An 18,623-nucleotide genomic window follows, 5' to 3' on the forward strand; every position below is an offset into this window, starting at 1 on the left:
TGATCAAAATCATTTGGCCAGGGGGCAGCCGCCTTCGGCGAGCGGGCGGAAAGCCTGTTCCATCGGAATCGTGGACTCCAATGCATAATAATCCCAAGGACCGGTGGACTGATCCGGCGCCTTGACCCGAAACTGGTACATGGCATGCACGGCACGACCGTCGCTGCGGATCGTCACGGGTCCGAACAGGGGGTCGTCGATCGAACTCTCCTTCATCCTGTCGACCACGCGCGTTCCCCCGGCATCCGGCCCGACGGCGGCGACGGCACCGAGATAGGCCAGGATCGACGAATAGACGCCGGCGTGGTTCATCGTCGGCATGGTGCCGCCGACCCTGTCGGCGAAGCGCCTGCTCCAGTCGCGGGTCCGATCGTTCAGATCCCAATAGAAGGCTTCGGTCAGGCGCAGCCCCTGGGCCGCCTCCAACCCGAGGCTATGGACGTCCGACAGGAAAACCAGCAACCCCGCCAGCGAGCGCCCGTCGTTCAGGATACCGAACTCGCGCGCTTGCTTGATCACCGTCACGGCGTCCGTACCGGCGTTGGCGAGGCCGATGATATTGGCTCCCGATCCCTGGGCCTGCACCAGGAACGAGGAGAAATCGCTGGTCCCGAGCGGGTGCCGGACGCTGCCGAGCACCTTGCCGCCGTTCTCCTGGACGACCGCCGTCGCATCCCGTTCCAGCGCATGGCCGAAGGCATAGTCCGCCGTCAGGAAGAACCAGCGGTCGCCGCCGCCGGCGACGATCCTCGAGCCGTTCGCATGGGCCAGGGCCCAGGTGTCGAAGGTCCATTGCACCGTGGTCGCGGCGCATTTGGGACCGGTAAGATCGGAGGAGGCGACGCTGGACCCCAGGAAGACGCGGTCGCGATCGCGCATGATCTCGTTGACCGCCAGCGCCACCGACGTGTTCGGCACATCGACGACCGCGAGGACATCTTCCGTATCGACCCAGCGCCGGACGATCTCCGCCCCGACGTCGGGCTTGTTCTGATGGTCCCCGTAGAGGATTTCCACGCGGAACGGCGGCGCGCCGCCCGGCGACGCGGCGGCGAAGTCCTCCACGGCCAGTTCCGCCGCCGCGACGGACCGGCGGCCCGAAAGGTCCGAATAGGGACCGGAGCCGTCGTTGAGCACGCCGATACGCACGACCGCCTCGCCCATCGACGCGGCGGGAAAACCCGCGGTCGCAAGAGCCATGGGGGCCAGGACCGTCACCACGATCCGGGCAAGGCAGGCACACCGGTTTCTCATCCTGATCTCTCCCCTTGAGCCGCTGTCGATCGCCAAAATGACCGATACACCGGCAAAATAGCAAATTCGGAATAGGGGGTTTCGAAATCGAACGAGAGTGATGACAAAGCACGGGGATCGACGTTATCTTCCGGCCGGACTGGCGCGGCTTCTTTCCGCCTTCGAGGGTTCAACACCCCGAAAGGCCAATCAGGACGGATTAGCCAAGCCTGGACAGGCTTTGATGCATTGCTGGCGCAGGGTACGATGAGTGACGTGAATTCGATGGTTCGTCCTGAACTTGACTTGGCAACCCTTATTGTCAACACGCTCAACCTTGACGTCTCACCGGAAGACGTCGACCCGGAAGCTCCGCTCCATGGCGGCGGGCTGGGCCTCGACTCCATCGACATCCTCGAAGTGGCCCTGGCCATTTCGAAGACCTATGGCGTCAAGCTGAGATCCGACGACGAGAACAACGTCAAGATCTTCGCGTCGCTCCGCCAGCTGAACAACCATATCCAGCAGCACATAGCGGCATAATGCAGCGCGCGGCGGCCGTAGCCGGTGCCGGCCTGCTTGCCGCCGGCTGCTATCCCTTACTGATCCACGGCGCGATCCTGTCCGGCCAGGACACCTCGGCCACGGCCGCGCTGGCCCTTGTCCAGGCGGCGGTGGCCGGACTGGCGATCTCCCGCCTGTCGCCCAAGCATCGCTGGATCGCCCTGGCCGCCGTGGCGTTCCTGGCGGCCGTGTCCTGGCACTCCTCCCGCAGCGGGCTGCTCGCCGCATCGGGGGCCAGCCATTTCGTCATCTACACGGGTCTGCTGGCGCTGTTCGCCGGCACCCTGGCGCAAGGGCGGGAACCTCTCGTCACCACGTTCGCCCGCAAGGTCAGGGGTACCCTGACCGAGGAGATGGTGACCTACACCCGGCGGGTCACCTGGGCTTGGTGCTTCTTCTTCGCCGGGCAGCTTGCCGTTTCGCTCTCCCTGTTCCTGTTCGCTCCCGACACGGTCTGGTCGCTGTTCATACACGTGCTCGACCTGCCGCTCGTGGCAACGATGTTCCTGCTGGAATACGCGTACAGGCTGCGGCGCTTCTGGAACTACTCGCACGGCTCCATCGCCGACATCATCCGCATCTTCGCGGAACAGCCGGAACGATGACCGGCTCCGCCATGACCGGTTTTCCGCTGATCCGGCATGCGGCACCCGACGCCGCGGTGGCGTTGCGCGGCGGCCGGCCGGTCAGCGCCGGCAGCTTCCTCGCCGCGGTCGCGGCGCTGGCGGAACGGCTTCCCGATCGGGAGCATGTGCTGAACCTGTGCGGCGACCGCCTGGCCTTCGCCATCGGCCTTGGGGCGGCGCTGTCGCGCGGGCAGGTCAGCCTGCTCCCTCCCAACGATATGCCGGCCACGCTGCGGCAGCTCCGCCATGGCTATCCGGGCATGACCTGCCTGACCGATCCCGGCACCCGTTACCCGGATATCGAGTGCATCGAGGTTCCGGCGGCATACCCCACCGGCGGGACCTCGCCGCCGGTCCCGACGTTCCCCGCGGGCCAAGTGGCGGCGATCGCCTTCACCTCCGGCTCGACCGGCCGGCCGATGCCGCAGGTGAAGACCTGGGGCACGCTCGTGCGCAGCGTCCGGGGCGCGGGGGCGGCGCTCGGGATCCGGGCGCTCGGACCCGCCGGGCTGGTCGGCACCGTGCCGCATCAGCATATGTACGGCCTCGAATCCGTCATCCTTCTCTCCCTTCAGCATGGCCTCGTCCTGCAGGCCGGACGCCCGTTCTATCCCGCCGACATCGCAGCCAGGCTCGGCGATTTCGACGGGCGGAGGATCCTGGTGACGACGCCGGTCCATCTTCGGGCCCTGCTGGCCGACGGCGCCGCGGTGCCGCCGCTCGACTTCATCCTGTGCGCGACCGCCCCGCTCGCCCCCCAGCTCGCGACCGACGCCGAGGTCAGGCTGTCGGCGCCGCTGCACGAAATCTACGGCTGCTCCGAGACGGGACAGCTGGCCGTGCGGCGGACCCGCGCGACGGCGGAATGGCAGTGCATCGACGGCATCCGGCTTCGCCGGAACAGCCGCGGGACCTGGGCGTCCGGAGACTTCCTCGACGGGGAAACCCTGCTGGCGGACGTGATCGAATTGAACGCCGAGGATCGCTTCATCCTTCACGGACGCTCGGCCGATCAGGTCAACATCGCCGGCAAGCGGAGCTCGCTGGCTTATCTGAATCACCACCTCAACTCGATCGACGGCGTGCTCGACGGGGTCTTCTTCATGCCGGACGAGAACGGGGCCGAGGGCATGACCCGACTGGCGGCCTTCGCGGTGGCGCCGGGCCTGACCCCGGAGGCCGTGACGGCGCGGCTGCGCGAGCGGATCGACCCGGCCTTCATGCCCCGCCCGCTCCGCCTGGTCGACTCCCTCCCCCGCAATGCCACGGGCAAGATCCCGCGCGAGGCATTGGTGCGGCTTCTCGACGACCCTCCATCCGGGAAATAGGCGCCAGCCCTTGTCCACAGAGACGGAACATCTCTTTCCGGCGGATCATCCGACCGCCGCCGGCCACTTTCCCGGCAACCCGGTGATCCCCGGAGCGATCCTGCTCGACGTGATCGTCACGGCGATCACGACCTCGACCCCGGGCGCGACCCCCAGGGCGGATGGCGGGGCGGATGGCGGGGCGGACGGCGGGGCCGCCGGTCCGTGCCGGATCGGCTCGGCGAAGTTCCTCCACCCCGTCCGCCCCGGCGACCGGATGGTGATCCGCTGGCAGACCTCGCCGGCGGGAGACGCCAGGTTCACGGCCACGGTGGACGGGCGGCCGGTCCTGAGCGGCAGTATCGCCCGATGAAAAGGAACATGGCGGAGAATCCGAGGACGCCTGTCGCGGACCAGCCCGGGCCCGATACGCGCAAGGTCCGGCGCAGGAAGCCCAGGGAATGGATCGCGCGGCCGGAGCGCAGCTCGACCTCCGCGATCAAGTTCATCGTCTGGGTCGCGCTCCGTCTCGGCCGGCCCGCGGCGCGCCTGCTGCTCTACCCGATCTGCCTCTACTTCGTCCTGTTCTCCCGCAAGCCGCGGGCCGCCTCCGCCCAGTTCCTGGCGAGGGTCCTGCCGAAGCCCCCGACCTTCGCCGACCTGTTCCGGCACTACCATGTGTTCGCCGCCTGCCTGCTGGACCGGGTCTTCTTCCTGAACAACCAGGTCGACGAATTCGAGATCGACGTCCAGGGCGAGGATGTGGTCGTCGGGATCATGGAGCGGGGACAGGGCTGCCTGCTGCTCGGCGCCCACATGGGCAGCTTCGAGGCGATCCGGATGCTCGGCCGGAGGCAGCGGGACCTCCGCGTCAGCCTGGTGATGTACGAGGAGAACGCGCGGAAGATCAACTCGGTGCTGAGCGCCATCAACCCGTCGCTGGCGCTCGAGGTGATCAGCCTGGGCCGGCCGGATTCCATGATCAGGGTGCGCGAGAGCCTCGATCGCGGCGACTTCGTCGGCATGCTCGCGGACCGCACCCTGGACGGCGAAGGGGAAGTCCGCCTGCCGTTCCTGGGGGAACCGGCGTCCTTCGCCCTCGGGCCGTTCCAGCTCGCCGCGATGCTGAAACGGCCGGTCGTCCTGATGGTCGGCCTCTATGGCGGCGGCCGGCGCTACGACGTCCATTTCGAGCAGCTGGCCGACTTCTCGGACGTTGCGGCACCGGAACGGGCCGGCCAGGTCAGGTGGGCGGCTGAACGCTTCGCGAAGCGGCTTGAGCACTATGCCCGGCTGTCACCCTACAACTGGTTCAACTTCTATGATTTCTGGAAATAATCCCCGGCGGCGCCTCGCGCTCCTCGTCCTTGCCGTGTTCCTCTGCGCAGGCCCCGCGCCGGCCTTCGCGGAAGAAGCGTGGGGGATCGATCAGCTGATGGCGGCGTTCGGCCAGGTCGAGGCCAGCGAGGCCCGCTTCGTCGAGCGCAGCAGCCTCAGCCTCCTGAACGAGCCCGTCGAGACCTCCGGCACCCTGTCCTATGTCCGCCCCCACGTCGTGGAGAAGCGGACCCTTCGGCCCCAGCGGGAAATCCTGCGGGTGGACGGTGACAGGCTGACGTTCACCCAGGCGGACGGGACCGCGCGGTCGGTGTCGGTATCGGCCATGCCCGAGATCGAGGCCTATGTGGAGAGCATCCGTGCGACCCTCAACGGCGACCTCGGCAAGCTGAAGCGCTTCTACAACACCGCGCTGGACGGCACTGCGGAGAGCTGGCGGCTTCAGCTGGCGCCGCTGGACCGGAGCGTCGGCGAGACGGTCCGGCTGATCGTCATTTCCGGCGGCAACGGGTCCATCGGCCAGGTGGATGTCTACCAGACCGACGGGGACCGCTCCTCGATGACGATCCTGCCGGGACCCGCATGACCCGGCGCGGGCGGTGGAGCCTCGCCGTCTGGGTGGGAGGCCTGCTGGTTTGCGCGCTGCTGATCGCGCGGACCGATTTCACCGCCGATCTTTCCGCCTTCCTCCCCGGATCGCCCTCGACGGCGCAGCAGGTCCTGGTGGATCAGCTTCGCGACGGCGTGGTCTCCCGCCTCGTCCTGGTGGCCGTGGAAGGAGCGCCGCCCGATGCGCTGGCGGATCTCAGCCGGGATACCGCGTCCCGGCTGCGGGGCGATCCGCTGATCGCCGCCGTCGGCAACGGCGAGGCCACCGGGAGCGAGGCGGACCGCGCCTATCTCTGGAACAACCGCTATCTTCTCAGCGCCGCCGTCACGCCCGCGCGGTTCACCGTCCAGGGACTGCGGGAGGCGCTGGAGAGTGGTCTCCGCATGCTCCAGTCCCCCGGCGGCGTGTTCCTGAAGCGGGCGCTGCCGAGCGATCCCACGGCCGAGATCCTGCACCTGACCGACCGGCTGGCGGGAAACGGAACAGGGCCGGCGACCCGCGGCGGGATCTGGTTCTCGGCCGACGGGTCGCGAGCCCTGCTGCTGGTCCAGACCGCCGCCCCCGGCTTCGACCTGGACGCGCAGCGGCGGACCCTCGACCGCATCCGCGCCGCGTTCGACGGCGCCCGCGCGGCGCGCGGCGCGGGTTCCGCGCGCCTGCTGATGACGGGTCCGGGCGTCTTCTCCGTCCAGGTGCGGGACACCATCGAGGCCGACGTGATGCGATCCTCCGTGCTGGCGACCCTGATGGTCGCGGGCCTGCTGTTCGCCGTGTACCGCTCGCCGCGCGTCCTGGCGCTGTCGCTGCTGCCGGCGGCGAGCGGCGCGCTGGCCGGCGTCGCGGCGGTCAGCCTCGGCTTCGGGACCGTCCACGGGATCACACTCGGATTCGGCGTGACGCTGCTCGGGGAGACGGTCGACTACGCCATATACCTGTTCACCCAGACCCTGCCCGGCACGCCGCCGGACAGGACGCTGCGCCGGATCTGGCGGACGCTGGTGCTCGGCGTCATGACGTCGGTGGTCGGCTTCGGGGCCATGCTGTTCTCCAGCTTCAACGGCCTGGCGCAGCTCGGACTGTTCTCGATCACCGGGCTCCTGGCGGCGCTCTGCGTCACCCGCTGGGTATTGCCGACGCTGCTGCCGGCAGGCTTCGCCACGGAACGGCCGGCCCGGATGGCGCCGGTCCTGACGGCGCTGACCGGCGCGGCGCCCGCGCTTCGGATACCGCTGGCCGCGGCGATGCTGGTGTCCCTGGGCTGGCTCCTCCATCAGGGCGACGACATCTGGTCCGGCGAGCTGTCGAGCCTCAGCCCGATCGCAGTGGCCGACCAGCAGCTGGATGAACGCCTGCGCCGAGACCTGGGCGCGCCCGACGTCGGCCATCTGCTGGTCGTCACCGCGACGGACCGGGACGGCGCGCTGGCCGCCGCCGAGAGGCTGGCGGGACCGCTGGAAGAACTGGTCGGCCGCAACGCCCTGGAGGGGTACGATACGCCCGCCCTGTACCTGCCGAGCCAAGCGACCCAGCGGGCACGGCAGGCGGCCCTGCCGGAACCGGACACTCTCCGCCGCACCCTGGCGCAGGCCCTCGACGGCCTGCCCTTCAGGCCGGACGCGTTCGAGCCGTTCCTGGCCAGCGCCGCCGAAGCCAGGAATGCGCCGCTGCTCGACCCGTCGAGCCTGGACGGCACGGGCCTCAAGCTGAAGCTCGACTCGCTGCTGGTCCGCGGCGGCGAAGGCTGGACCGCCATGCTGCCGCTCCGCGGCGTCACCGATCCCCAGGCGATCTCGGGGCGTCTCGGCCAGGATGCCGTCCTGCTCGACCTCAAGGCCGCGTCGAACGAACTCTACCGGACCTATCGGCAGGAGGCCCTGGTCCTGGCCCTGGCCGGCAGCGTCGCCATCACGGTCCTGCTCGCGGCCGGCCTGCGGTCGGTCCGTTCGGTGACCGTCGCGGTGGTGCCGGTGGCGGCGGCGGTCGTCATCACGATGGCCCTGCTGACCGCCCTGGGCCAGCAGCTCTCGATCTTCCACCTGGTCGGCCTGCTGCTGGTCGTCGGCGTCGGGTCCAACTACTCCCTGCTGTTCGAACGTCCCGAACCCTCGGCGGTCCTGCGCGAGCGAACCGTCGCATCCGTCACCATCGCGAATCTCTGCACCGTGATCGGCTTCGGGATGCTGTCCTTCTCCAGCATTCCGGTGCTCCACGGCATCGGCATGACGGTCGCGATCGGCGCCTTCCTCAGCCTGGTCTTCTCGGCGGTGCTCGTCGGCCGCCGAACGCCGGGGGAGGTCCGCCATGGCTGACCGGCGCGCCTGGCGGCCGTCACCGCTGATCCGCGGCTCCGTGGGGCTGCACGTCGCCGCAGCGGTCGGAGCGGCCGCCGTCCCCACCGCCTGGCCATGGGCCCTCGCGGCCGTCGCCGGCAACCATGCGCTGCTCGGCACCCTCGGCCTGTGGCCGCGCAGCGGCCTGCTCGGGCCCAACCTGACCCGCCTCCCGGAAGCCAATGCCCGGCTGGGACAGGTCGGGCTGTGCTTCGACGACGGGCCGGATCCGGAAGTCACCCCGGCGGTGCTCGACCTGCTGGACCGCGGAGGCACGACGGCCAGCTTCTTCTGCATCGCGGACCGTGCCGCCCGCCATCCCGCCATCGTCCTGGAGATCATCCGGCGCGGCCACTCGGTCGAGAACCACACCCGGCGCCATCCCCATGGGTTCGCGGCCTTCGGTCCCGCCGCGATCCGGCGGGAAGTCGGCGAGGCGCAGCGCATCCTGGCGGATCTGGCCGGCCGGCCGCCCCGCTTCTTCAAGCCGCCGGCCGGACTGCGCAATCCCCTGCTAGAACCCGTCCTGGCGGGCCTGGGGCTGCGCCTGGCGACCTGGACGCGGCGCGGCTACGACGCGGTGCGGCGGGACCCCGCCGGGGTCGGCCGGCGCTTGACCCGCAACCTCGCCGCCGGGGACATCCTGATGCTGCATGACGGTTCGGCCGCCCGCACGACGGCGGGGCGGCCGGTCGTGCTGGAGGTCCTGCCCGATCTGCTCGAGGCCTTCTCCGGCCACGGGCTGCGGGCGGTCTCGCTCGACGTGGTTCCGGATGACTGACGCCCTGTTCCGGGATCTGGTCGAGGCGGCGGCGCTCCCCTATCGGGAGAGCGGCCGCTACGCGTGGCACTTCGCAAAGGGCAAGCTCGGCGGAGATCCCGTCTTCCGCTTCCTGCTGCGCACCCCCGTCCTGCCTTCCGCTGGCCGGCTGCTGGACCTGGGATGCGGACAGGGGGTGCTGATGGCGCTCCTCCGGTCGGCTGCCGCCCGCCACGCGGAAGGGACGTGGCCCGCGGACTGGCCGCCGCCTCCCCGGAACCTCGATCTCCGGGGCGTCGAACTGGGAGCCCGCCGGGCGCGGACGGCGCAGGCGGCGCTGGGCGACGGGGCGGCCGTCGTCCACGGCGACATACGCGAGGTGCCCCTGCCCCGCAGCACGGCGATCGTCATCCTGGACGTGCTGCTTTACCTGGGCCGCGACGACCAGGCCAGGGTTCTCGCCCGTTGCGCCGAGGCGCTGGAGCCGGGCGGCGTGCTGGTGCTGAGGGAGGCGGATGCCGGCGCGGGAATCCGGTTCGGCGTCACCCGGTGGGCCGAGCGGGTCGCCTGCTGGTCGCGCGGCCAATGGCGGCAGCCCCTGGTCTATCGTCCGGCGCCGGAATGGGCGGCCTTGCTGGAGGGATTGGGTTTCACGGTCGCGATGACCCCGATGAGTTCGGGCACGCCCTTCGGGAACATGCTTTTCGTCGCCCGCCGGGAGGCCGCCATGCCTGCAAACTACCCTTCCGTTGACTGAACTGTTAAGAATGCCATTTCGTTGTCGATGACTCCGGCCATTCCGTCCGTACTTGCTCCACAATCGCGAAGCAGCCGAAATTGCAGCCACTTACCGTAAGCCGCATGTGCGTCGTCAACAGCTTGGGGTCCGGACGGGAAGCCACCCTGGAGGCGCTGCGCACCGGCCGTGGCGGCTTGAAGCCCTGCACGTTCGAGACGGTGACGCTGGAAACCCATGTCGGGGAGGTGCCCGGCGTGGATGATGCCGGTCTTCCCGCCGATCTCGCCCCCTATGACTGCCGCAACAACCGGCTGGCGAACATGGCGATCGGCCAGGACGGCTTCGAGGCGGCCGTCGAGGCGGCGCGCGCGAAATACGGTCCGCACCGCGTAGGCGTCTTCCTGGGGACCAGCACCTCGGGCATCCTCAGCACCGAGGTGGCCTATCGTCACCGCGACCCGGCGACCGGCGCCCTGCCCGCGGACTTCAACTTCGCGGCGACCCACAGCACGGGCTCGCTGGCGGATTTCGTCAGCCGGCGGCTGGGGCTGGAAGGTCCCGCCTTCGTCGTCTCCTCCGCGTGCGCCACGACCGCCAAGGTATTCGCCAACGCCGCCCGCATGATCGAGGCGGGCCTCTGCGATGCCGCCGTGGTCGGCGGCGCCGACTCCCTGTGCCTGACCACCCTGTACGGCTTCCATTCCCTGGAACTGGTCTCCCCCGGGGCGTGCGCCCCGTTCGACATCGCCCGCGACGGGGTTTCGCTGGGGGAAGCCGCCGGGTTCGCCCTGCTCGAACGTGGGGAAGCCGCGGCGCATGACGGCGCGGTCAGCCTGCTGGGCGTCGGCGAGAGCAACGACGCCTATCACATGTCCACGCCCCATCCCGAAGGGCTCGGCGCCAGGCTCGCCATGGAAAGGGCGATGACCCGCGCCGGACTGAAGCCGTCGGACATCGACTATGTCAACCTGCACGGCACCGCGACACCCTATGGCGACGCGGCGGAGGACCGGGCGATCACGGAGCTGTTCGGCACCGCCACGCCGGTCAGCTCGACCAAGGGCTATACCGGACACACGCTGGGTGCGGCCGGCATCGTCGAGGCCATCATCAGCGTGCTCTGCATGCAGGCCGGCTTCATGCCCGGCAGTCCGCAGACCCGGACGCCCGACCCGGCCCTGGGGAGCCGCTACCTGCTGGCCAATGAGGCCGCGCCCCTGGACAGGGTCATGACCAACTCTTTCGGTTTCGGCGGCACCATTTGCAGCCTGATCTTCGGTTGGGCCCGCTGATGCATGTCTTCGTCGAAGGCGTCGGCGTCCTCGGGCCTGGATTGCCCGGCTGGCAAGCCTCCCGCGGCATGCTCGCCGGCCGCGTTCCCTACGTCCCCGCCCCGACCGTGCTGACGGCCAGCCCGCTGCTGCCGCCGGCGGAACGCCGCCGGAGCGTTCCGACGGTGAAGCTGGCCATGGCCGTCGGCATGGAGGCGATCGTCCATGCCGGGCGGGATCCCGCCGCCGTGGCCACCGTCTTCACCTCGTCGAGCGGCGACCCCGACACGATCCACCGGATCCTGGAAACCCTGGCATCCGACCAGCGCGAGCTGTCGCCGACGCGGTTCCACAACTCGGTCCATAATGCGCCGGCCGGCTACTGGAGCATCGCCACCCAGTCGCGCGAACCTTCGACCAGCCTTTCGCACGAGGACGGGAGCTTCCAGGCAGGCCTGCTGGAAGCGGCGGCGGAAGCCGCGGTGGACGGCTGGGACGTGGCGCTGATCGCGTACGACCTGCCCTACCCCGCGCCGCTCGATGGCGTCCGCCGGATTTCCGACCCGTTCGGCATCGCCCTCCTCCTGGCGCCGCAGCGGACGGAACGCTCGCTCGCCCGCCTCGACGTCGCCGTATCCCCGGCCTCGGCCGAGCCGACCCGGATGACCGATCCGCGCCTGGAGAGTCTCAGGACGGGAAACCCCGTGGCCCGCGGGCTGCCCCTGCTCGCAGCACTCGCCCGCGGGGCGGACGACGCGGTCGTCCTCCCTTACCGCCCGGACAGGCGGATCACCATCGCGGTCGGACCGCCATGCCGATGACCCGCGACGACATCGCGGCGCTGATCCCGCATTCCGGGTCCATGTGCCTGCTCGACGCCGTCCTGTCGTGGGACGAGGGCACCATCCTGTGCAGGACCGCCAGCCACCGGCTTCCCGACAACCCGCTCCGTTCCGGCGGACGCCTGGCGGGAATCTGCGGCGTCGAGTATGCCGCCCAGGCCATGGCTCTCCACGGCGGCCTGACCGGCGGCGGCTCGCGTCCGTCCGCGGGCTATCTCGCGAGCATCCGTGACCTGGCCTGCCATGTCGGGCGGCTCGACGACATCGCGGACGACTTGGCCATCGGGGCGGAAAAGCTTCTGGGAGAGGGCAACCGGGTGATCTACGCCTTCACGGTCCGCGCGGGCGGCCTCGACCTGCTGACCGGCCGCGCGGCGGTCGTCATCGACGCGGACAGGACATGAGGCGGGCGCTCGTCACCGGCGGCAGCGGCGCTCTCGGCGCGGCCATTTCGAGGACGCTCGCCGGTGCCGGCTGCCATGTGGCGATCCACGCCAACGGCGGCGGCAGCCGGGCCGAGGCGCTCGCGGCCGAGATCGCCGCTGCCGGCGGCTCGGCCGAAACCGTCACCTTCGACGTGACCGACGCCGAGGCGACGACGTCGGCCTTGGAGTTGCTTCTCGAAGCCGGCCCGATCCAGATCCTGGTGAACAACGCCGGCATCCACGAGGACGCGGTCATGCCGGGCATGCGCCGCGATCAGTGGACCCGTGTGATCGACGTATCGCTGAACGGCTTCTTCAACGTGACCCAGCCCCTGCTGATGCCGATGATCGGCACGCGCTGGGGCCGGATCGTCAGCGTCTCGTCCGTGGCGGCCATCGCCGGCAACCGGGGGCAGACCAACTACGCGGCGGCCAAGGCCGGGCTCCACGGCGCCACCCGGTCGCTGGCCCTGGAACTGGCGCCGCGCGGCATCACCGTGAATGCGGTGGCGCCGGGAATCATCGCCTCCCCGATGGCGGAAGCCGCCTTCGATGCCGAGACGATCAAGCGGATGGTGCCCATGAAGCGGGCGGGACGGCCGGAGGAGGTCGCGGACCTGGTCGGATTCCTCGCGTCGGACCGGGCGTCCTATATCTCCGGCCAGGTGATCTCGATCAACGGGGCGATGATCTGAGCCGCCGCAAGGCCAGCCAGGGCAGCCGCGCGATGAAGCCCAGCATCAGACGCACATGCATCCAGGTCAGCAGGGCATTGTCGCGGACATAGTTAAAGTGGGATACGCCGCCCTCCTCGGGCTTGAAGTAGCGGACGGGGGCCGGCACGTTGATCGGCCGCAGGCCCCGCCAGCACAGCCGCACGGAGGCTTCCGGATCGAAGTCGAAGCGGCGCATCCAGCGGTTTCCTTCCATGACGGCCCGCAGCGGCGCGATCGGGTAGACGCGGAAACCGAACAAGGAGTCGCCGATGCCGGTCCACAGCGTCTCCAGGTCGGCCCACCAGTTGGAGATCTTCCGGCCGCCGACCCGGAGCCGCGGGGCCGCATCGTCGAACACCGGCTTTCCCAGGACCAGCGCGTCGGGATGGGCCTGCGAGATCGCCTGGAACCGCGGGATCAGGTCGGCCGGGTGCTGGCCGTCGGCATCCATGGTCAGGGCATGGGTGAATCCCTGCCTCTCCGCCTCGCGCAGGCCATGGAGCACGGCGGCACCCTTGCCGGCATTGGTCGGCAACGCCAGCACGCGCAGGCCGGGATCGCGCTCCGCCAGGCGGCGGAGTTCCTCCCCCGTACCGTCGGTGCTGCCGTCGACGACGACCCAGACCGGCGTCCAGTGGCGCCGGGCGGCCCGGACGGTCTCGAACAGCTTCGCCCCGGTATTGTAGCTGGGTATCAGGACGAGGTGGGTGGTCGACGGCGACGTGATCAAAGCTCCGACCTGTAATAGCTTTCCAGGTTCCGCACCAGGCCGCGGACATCGGCCGTCGGTTCGAAGCGGCGGCCCAGCCTCACCTTGTAGACCAGCGGGAACTCGGGCTTCCGGAAGAAATCCCAGCCTTTGCCGAGGAAACGCGAGTTGCTCTCGATGAGGATGGTCTGCACCGGCACGCCGGCGATCTTGGCGATCAGCGCGAAGCCGCCCTTCAGCGCGTTGATCGGCGGACGCTCGGTGCGCGTCCCTTCGGGGAAGATCAGGAGCTGGCATCCGCCCCGGACCTCGTTCGCCGCCGCCTTGACCAGCGACGACGGCGCGTCGTTGCGGATATATCCGGCCATCCGGGCTCCGCTGCCGAGAAGCAGGTTGTCATAGACCTTGGCCTTGGCGATGCAGACGACCTGTGGCAGCCGGGAGATGACCAGGACGGCGTCGAGCAGCGACGGGTGGTTGGGGCAGATCACCAGGCCGGCATCGTCGCGTAGCGCGTCCAGCGCGGACAGGTCGCACTTCAAGATGCCGCAGGCCCGCATCACGGCGAGATACCAGCGGAAGCCCGACTTGATCATGAAGCGGCTCAGCGGACCGCCCAGGCGGCGCGGCAGCACCAAGTCCAGGAGCGCCGCCGGCAGGCTCCAGGCCAGGGACAGGCAGGCGAAGAGGAACAGCAGGCCGTAGAACAGGAAATACTCCCGGACCCGCCGTATCCAGCCGAACATGATCAGGTCGTTTCGGCCGCCGGAACGCGAACGTTCCGCCGCCGCTTCCGCCAGGCCAGGAAGTTGCTTTTGAAGTCCAGCGCCGCGTTCATATAGTAGATCGCCTTGAATATCCTGAGCCGGGACTTTATGGGCGAGGGACGGAACACGTCGCCGGCCAGCAGCGACAGCAGGGCCTCCTCCACCCTGAAGACGTTGCGCGGTCCCATGAAGAGATTGCGCAACGCCGGGGTGGTGACGCGGTAGATGTACCAGGAGAAGGTGCCGATGCCCTGCCGGATCTCCTTCTCGAACCTTTTCAACGCCGCGGCCTGCCGCGCCGGTTCCCGCAGGCAGAGATCGACCGTCTCGGCGCCCTTGAAGGCGCTGTTCATGGCGAGATAGACGCCGGTCGAGAACACCGGATCGATGAAGGCGAAGGCGTCGCCCAGCATGATGTAGCCCGGTCCCGCCATCCGCTCCGCCTGGTAGGAGAAGTTGCCGGTCCCGGTCACCGGCCCGGTCAGCTCGGCATCCCTCAGCCGCTCGGCCAGGGCCGGGCACAGGGCGATCGTTTCCTGGAAAAAGGTGGTCTGGTCGGTCTTGCGAGACTTCAGGTAATAGGGCCAGCAGACCGCTCCGACGCTGGTCGTGCCGTCCGCCAGCGGGATGAACCAGAACCAGCCGTGATCGAACCAGAATACGGTGATATTGCCAGCGGCCTTGCCGGGCAGCCGGTGCGCGCCGGTGAAATGGCCGAACAGGGCGGCACTGTTGTGCTTGCGGTTCCGGTGCTTGATGCCGAACCGGGAGGCCAGCAGCGTGTCGCGGCCGGACGCATCGACCAGGAAGCGGGAGCGCAAGGTCCGCAGGCCGCCGTCCTCTTCCCTGGCGGTGACGACCGCTCCGCCTTCCGCCGGAAACTCGACGTCGGTCACCTTGCAGCCTTCGACGACGGTCGCACCCTTGGCGGCGGCGTTCCGGATCAGGATATGGTCGAACTCCGACCGGCGGACCTGGAAGGCATAGGGCAGGCGCTTGTCCCAGGCGTTGGCGAACTCGAACGTGATCGCCTTGCCGTGGTAGGGCGACACGAACTCGGCGCCGTATTTCAGCATGCCGACGCGCTCGACCTCCTCCAGGACCCCGAGCTTCTGCAGCAGCGGGAGATTGAGAGGGAGCAGAGATTCTCCGATGTGGAACCGGGGATGGCGATCCTTCTCCAGCAGGACGACCCGGTAGCCCTTCCCGGCGAGGAGTGCCGCGGCGGTCGATCCGGCGGGGCCGCCCCCCACCACGAGGACGTCGCAATCGTGACCGGAGCTGTTCGACATCATCCGCTTGCCGCTCTCTTCCGTTACCCGACCATGGGCCCATGAGAGCTGCTTGTACCAAAGCAGCCGATCCACCCGCTAGCAGCAAAAACCGGTCGAAGCCGTTCGTCTGAAGCAGTAACGAGGAATAGTCGCGAAGTGTCCGCCGTATAGACCCTGGCACATCGCCGGGAAAACCGGCCGGATCGGGGCAAATCTGCTTGATCGCGGAGTACCGTCCACCCAGAATGCCGCCGCGATCGCAGGCAGGCGAACAACTCGGCGGTGCATGTTGCGTTTGTGGAAGGCTCTTCTTGTCGGCACTGTCGCTCCCGTGGCGGCAATGTTCTCCGCTGCCGGGTCGGCCGGAGCACAGGAATCGGACAAGCCGCTGTTCGAGATCGGGATCGGCGGGGGCTTCGGCCTCGTCCCGGATTATCCCGCCTCGGAGCAGAGCCATGTCCAGGGCGCCGCCCTGCCGTTCGTGATCTATCGCGGTGACGTCCTTCGGGCCAGCCGCGAGGGGCTTCAGGGCCGGGTCTACCGCTCCGACCGCGTCACCTTGGAGATCAGCCTGGAAGGCGCGCTCGGCTCGTCGGCGGACGACAACGACGCCCGCGAGGGAATGCCCGACATCGACCTGCTGGGCGAGATCGGTCCCGGCCTGCGGATCAACCTGCTCCGCAATGCGGACCGTACCGACCGGGTCGACCTGACGCTGCCCTTGCGGGGCGTCTTCTCGACCGATCTCTCCCGGGTCGAATATCGCGGCCTGGTGTTCGCGCCGGACATCGCTTATGCCAAATACGGCCTGTTCGACCGGGACGACCGGCTCCGGATCAGCGTCGGGCCGATCTTCGCGACCAGCCACCTGATGGATTATTACTATCAGGTCGATCCCCGCTTCGCCCGTCCGGGCCGGCCGGCCTATGACGCGGAGGCCGGATACCTGGGATCGCGCCTTCAGACCTCGCTGACCATGCCGGTGACCGATCGCATCTCGGTCTTCGGGGCCTTCCGCGGCGAGGTTTTCTCCGGCTCGGCCAACGAGGACAGCCCCCTCTACAAACGCGACGTGAACCTGTCCGTGGGCGCCGGCCTGACCTTCTCGATCTACAGTTCGGCCAGCAGGTCCACCGCGGCGGAAGGGCTGCTGGATTGACCACGACGTCTCATCATCGGGAGCCTTGACGGTGTCGAACGATCGGAAACGCAGCGCCGCGGAGCCAGTCGAGCCGCATCCGGTGATGCCGGACTATTACGGCCGGAAGACACAGCGGGCTGGCTTCGTCCGTCACCTGTTCAACGAGACGGCCCATCACTACGACCGGATCAACCGGCTGTTCTCCATGGGCTCCGGCGCTTGGTACCGCCGCCACTGCCTGCGGCGGGCGGGGCTCCGGCCGGGCATGAGGCTGCTCGACGTCGCGGTCGGAACCGGGCTGGTCGCCCGCCAGGCGGTCGGGCTCTGCGGCTCCGGCGCCGACGTGATCGGCCTGGATCTCAGCGAATCGATGCTGGCCCAGGCGCGGCGGTCGCTGGACATACCGTTGATCCAGGGGTTGGCGGAGGATCTGCCGCTGGCCGACGCCAGCGTCGATTTCATCACCATGGGCTACGCGCTGCGGCACGTCGCCGACCTGACGGCCACGTTCCGCGAGTTCCACCGGGTGCTGAGACCGGGCGGAACGGTGCTGCTGCTGGAGATCAGCCGCCCGACCCGCCCGATGACCCGGCACGCCATGAGCGCCTATCTCGGCTGGGCCGTGCCGCTGCTGTCGCGGCTGACGGGCGGCGGGGCGAGCGGCCGCACGCTGATGCGCTATTACTGGGAGACGATCGACCGGTGCGTGGCGCCGGAGGTCATCACGCAGGCGATGACCCATGCCGGGTTCGCACAGGTTCGCTGCGACGCCGAGTTCGACCTGTTCAGGAACTACAGCGGACGGAAGGACGGCAGCGGCTTTTCCTGAAAAGGCGAATGGACGGACCGGACCGGCAGCAACTTCCATCGCCCTCCGCTCCACCCGTTAGTATCCATGCTTCCTGACCAGTAGTCGTTATCCATCTTCTCGCATGCTGACGGTCGCTTTTTCACCGATAGTCGGCGCCCGACGCCCCCTCGCCGGGGCGGAGACAACTGAGGGAACGACATGACGACTAGAGCGATCATTTTCCTGATGGCCGGTTTGACAATGCTGGCGGGCTGTGCCAGCCAACAGGAGGCCCGCACCTCCACGCAGGGCGCCAACGCATCGGCGGCCCCTTCCGAACCGGGCGCACGCATCGTGAAGTCCCGCGACGGCAGCTTCGAAGGAGAGGTGATCGGCACGCCGTCACCCAGCAGCCGTTTCGCCAAGCTCCAGATCGGCATGACCATGCGCGAGGTATCGAGCCTGATCGGCGCACCGGACGACATGATCCGGCATGAGACCGGGAAGCGCTGGATTCCCTTCTACTTCGGCAACGACGCCCAGCGGCTCCAGGTGATCTACAGGAACGAAGGCTGCCTGACCTACACCGGCGGCAATGTCTTCGGCGGCGGTGACAACGAATTGATCCGCATCACGGTCGCACCGAAAGGCGGCTGCCTGGATACCTGAGGCACGGGCGGCGCGGTAGCCAAAGGCCGGGCGATGGTATCGGCGGAGCTGGAAAAGGTTGGCGATCGGGTCAGGGATGGAGCGGTCGGTCAGGATGGAAGCGACCATCCGGCCGGTCACCGTGTCGAAGCCATGTGCAGCTTGCGCCACGTTCGCCGCCTGCTGGTGTTGAGTTTCTCGACCAGCCACTCGCCCGGCCCGCTCAGCTTCAGGCCGGAACTGTCGACCAGCAGGTGGATCGGTCCGCCAGTGACACGAGGCTGCGCCGGCAGCTATTGGCTCCGATCCCGTCGGTCAAGGATGGAGAGATAGCTGCGCTGGCCCTGACGGGATCCGGAACCGGCAGGTCGATGCCGAGCAACCGGAGGAGCGGAGCGATCAGCCCCTTGGTCTTCTACAACCCTTGGTAGAATACGGCGCGTAACGTCAGAGCTGCCGTAATTGCCACGTCGGAGTAGTGTGGCTGACCGCCCGGCGCCGTCCGGGGCGCCGCTTTCCGGGGTTCTAAGCCC

At 68.8% G+C, this 18,623-nt stretch carries 20 protein-coding genes; 16 read left to right on the forward strand and 4 right to left on the reverse strand.

Annotated features, from left to right (window positions below; translation table 11 throughout):
• Nucleotides 1–9: 9 nt before the first annotated feature.
• Nucleotides 10–1,254, reverse strand: a complete 1,245-nt coding sequence (locus IGS68_RS29635) for an ABC transporter substrate-binding protein (protein ID WP_201082760.1) — start codon at nucleotides 1,252–1,254, stop codon at nucleotides 10–12.
• 264 nt (nucleotides 1,255–1,518) lie between these two features.
• On the opposite strand from IGS68_RS29635, the gene IGS68_RS29640 reads away from it, so the two are divergent.
• From IGS68_RS29640 to fabG, 13 genes are all read left to right on the forward strand, one after another.
• Nucleotides 1,519–1,776 (forward strand): phosphopantetheine-binding protein, encoded by a 258-nt coding sequence (locus IGS68_RS29640; protein ID WP_201082839.1) that lies wholly within the window; start codon nucleotides 1,519–1,521, stop codon nucleotides 1,774–1,776.
• The gene (locus IGS68_RS29645; protein ID WP_201082762.1) at nucleotides 1,776–2,402 is read left to right on the forward strand and encodes a COG4648 family protein; all 627 of its coding nucleotides are present in this window, start codon (nucleotides 1,776–1,778) and stop codon (nucleotides 2,400–2,402) included. Before IGS68_RS29640 ends, IGS68_RS29645 begins: the two co-directional genes overlap by 1 nt.
• Nucleotides 2,399–3,751, forward strand: a complete 1,353-nt coding sequence (locus tag IGS68_RS29650) for an AMP-binding protein (protein WP_247881472.1) — start codon at nucleotides 2,399–2,401, stop codon at nucleotides 3,749–3,751. The genes IGS68_RS29645 and IGS68_RS29650 overlap by 4 nt, the downstream gene beginning before the upstream one ends.
• A 10-nt stretch (nucleotides 3,752–3,761) precedes the next feature.
• Nucleotides 3,762–4,103 (forward strand): hypothetical protein, encoded by a 342-nt coding sequence (locus tag IGS68_RS29655; RefSeq protein ID WP_201082763.1) that lies wholly within the window; start codon nucleotides 3,762–3,764, stop codon nucleotides 4,101–4,103.
• Nucleotides 4,104–4,111: 8 nt separating this feature from the next.
• On the forward strand, nucleotides 4,112–5,068 hold the full coding sequence (locus IGS68_RS29660; protein ID WP_201082764.1) for an LpxL/LpxP family acyltransferase: 957 nt from the start codon (nucleotides 4,112–4,114) through the stop codon (nucleotides 5,066–5,068).
• 97 nt (nucleotides 5,069–5,165) lie between these two features.
• Entirely contained in the window at nucleotides 5,166–5,654 is a 489-nt protein-coding gene (locus IGS68_RS29665; protein WP_201082765.1) for a LolA-related protein, read from the forward strand.
• Nucleotides 5,651–7,987, forward strand: a complete 2,337-nt coding sequence (locus IGS68_RS29670; RefSeq protein ID WP_201082766.1) for an MMPL family transporter — start codon at nucleotides 5,651–5,653, stop codon at nucleotides 7,985–7,987. The genes IGS68_RS29665 and IGS68_RS29670 overlap by 4 nt, the downstream gene beginning before the upstream one ends.
• A complete protein-coding gene (locus IGS68_RS29675) occupies nucleotides 7,980–8,789 on the forward strand; it encodes a polysaccharide deacetylase family protein (RefSeq protein ID WP_201082767.1) in 810 nt (269 codons plus the stop codon). The genes IGS68_RS29670 and IGS68_RS29675 overlap by 8 nt, the downstream gene beginning before the upstream one ends.
• Nucleotides 8,782–9,525, forward strand: coding sequence for a class I SAM-dependent methyltransferase (locus IGS68_RS29680; protein WP_201082769.1), 744 nt, complete (start codon nucleotides 8,782–8,784; stop codon nucleotides 9,523–9,525). Before IGS68_RS29675 ends, IGS68_RS29680 begins: the two co-directional genes overlap by 8 nt.
• 80 nt (nucleotides 9,526–9,605) lie before the next feature.
• Nucleotides 9,606–10,799, forward strand: a complete 1,194-nt coding sequence (locus IGS68_RS29685) for a beta-ketoacyl-[acyl-carrier-protein] synthase family protein (RefSeq protein ID WP_201082771.1) — start codon at nucleotides 9,606–9,608, stop codon at nucleotides 10,797–10,799.
• The gene (locus IGS68_RS29690) at nucleotides 10,799–11,599 is read left to right on the forward strand and encodes a beta-ketoacyl synthase chain length factor (RefSeq protein ID WP_201082773.1); all 801 of its coding nucleotides are present in this window, start codon (nucleotides 10,799–10,801) and stop codon (nucleotides 11,597–11,599) included. The genes IGS68_RS29685 and IGS68_RS29690 overlap by 1 nt, the downstream gene beginning before the upstream one ends.
• A complete protein-coding gene (locus tag IGS68_RS29695) occupies nucleotides 11,590–12,024 on the forward strand; it encodes a phosphotransferase (protein ID WP_201082775.1) in 435 nt (144 codons plus the stop codon). The genes IGS68_RS29690 and IGS68_RS29695 overlap by 10 nt, the downstream gene beginning before the upstream one ends.
• A complete protein-coding gene (gene fabG, locus IGS68_RS29700) occupies nucleotides 12,021–12,740 on the forward strand; it encodes a 3-oxoacyl-ACP reductase FabG (RefSeq protein WP_201082776.1) in 720 nt (239 codons plus the stop codon). The genes IGS68_RS29695 and fabG overlap by 4 nt, the downstream gene beginning before the upstream one ends.
• Here the strand turns inward: fabG and IGS68_RS29705 are convergent.
• From IGS68_RS29705 to IGS68_RS29710, 3 genes are read right to left on the reverse strand one after another with little or no spacing between them, the layout of a single operon-like run.
• On the reverse strand, nucleotides 12,721–13,488 hold the full coding sequence (locus IGS68_RS29705) for a glycosyltransferase family 2 protein (protein ID WP_247881482.1): 768 nt from the start codon (nucleotides 13,486–13,488) through the stop codon (nucleotides 12,721–12,723). The genes fabG and IGS68_RS29705 overlap by 20 nt on opposite strands.
• Nucleotides 13,488–14,216, reverse strand: a complete 729-nt coding sequence (locus IGS68_RS35780) for a lysophospholipid acyltransferase family protein (protein WP_247881473.1) — start codon at nucleotides 14,214–14,216, stop codon at nucleotides 13,488–13,490. The genes IGS68_RS29705 and IGS68_RS35780 overlap by 1 nt, the downstream gene beginning before the upstream one ends.
• A 2-nt stretch (nucleotides 14,217–14,218) precedes the next feature.
• Nucleotides 14,219–15,532 (reverse strand): NAD(P)/FAD-dependent oxidoreductase, encoded by a 1,314-nt coding sequence (locus IGS68_RS29710; RefSeq protein WP_201082780.1) that lies wholly within the window; start codon nucleotides 15,530–15,532, stop codon nucleotides 14,219–14,221.
• A 319-nt stretch (nucleotides 15,533–15,851) separates the two neighbouring features.
• Here IGS68_RS29710 and IGS68_RS29715 point away from each other — a divergent pair, with 319 nt between their 5' ends.
• From IGS68_RS29715 to IGS68_RS29725, 3 genes are all read left to right on the forward strand, one after another.
• Complete coding sequence (locus IGS68_RS29715; RefSeq protein ID WP_201082782.1) at nucleotides 15,852–16,670, forward strand: MipA/OmpV family protein; 819 nt, start codon at nucleotides 15,852–15,854, stop codon at nucleotides 16,668–16,670.
• Nucleotides 16,671–16,701: 31 nt separating this feature from the next.
• Nucleotides 16,702–17,481 (forward strand): class I SAM-dependent methyltransferase, encoded by a 780-nt coding sequence (locus IGS68_RS29720; protein ID WP_247881474.1) that lies wholly within the window; start codon nucleotides 16,702–16,704, stop codon nucleotides 17,479–17,481.
• Between the two features lie 180 nt (nucleotides 17,482–17,661).
• Nucleotides 17,662–18,111, forward strand: coding sequence for a YajG family lipoprotein (locus tag IGS68_RS29725; protein WP_201082784.1), 450 nt, complete (start codon nucleotides 17,662–17,664; stop codon nucleotides 18,109–18,111).
• The last annotated feature ends 512 nt before the right edge of the window (nucleotides 18,112–18,623 follow it).

It is taken from the genome of Skermanella sp. TT6, from assembly GCF_016653635.2.
Taxonomy (GTDB): domain Bacteria; phylum Pseudomonadota; class Alphaproteobacteria; order Azospirillales; family Azospirillaceae; genus Skermanella; species Skermanella cutis.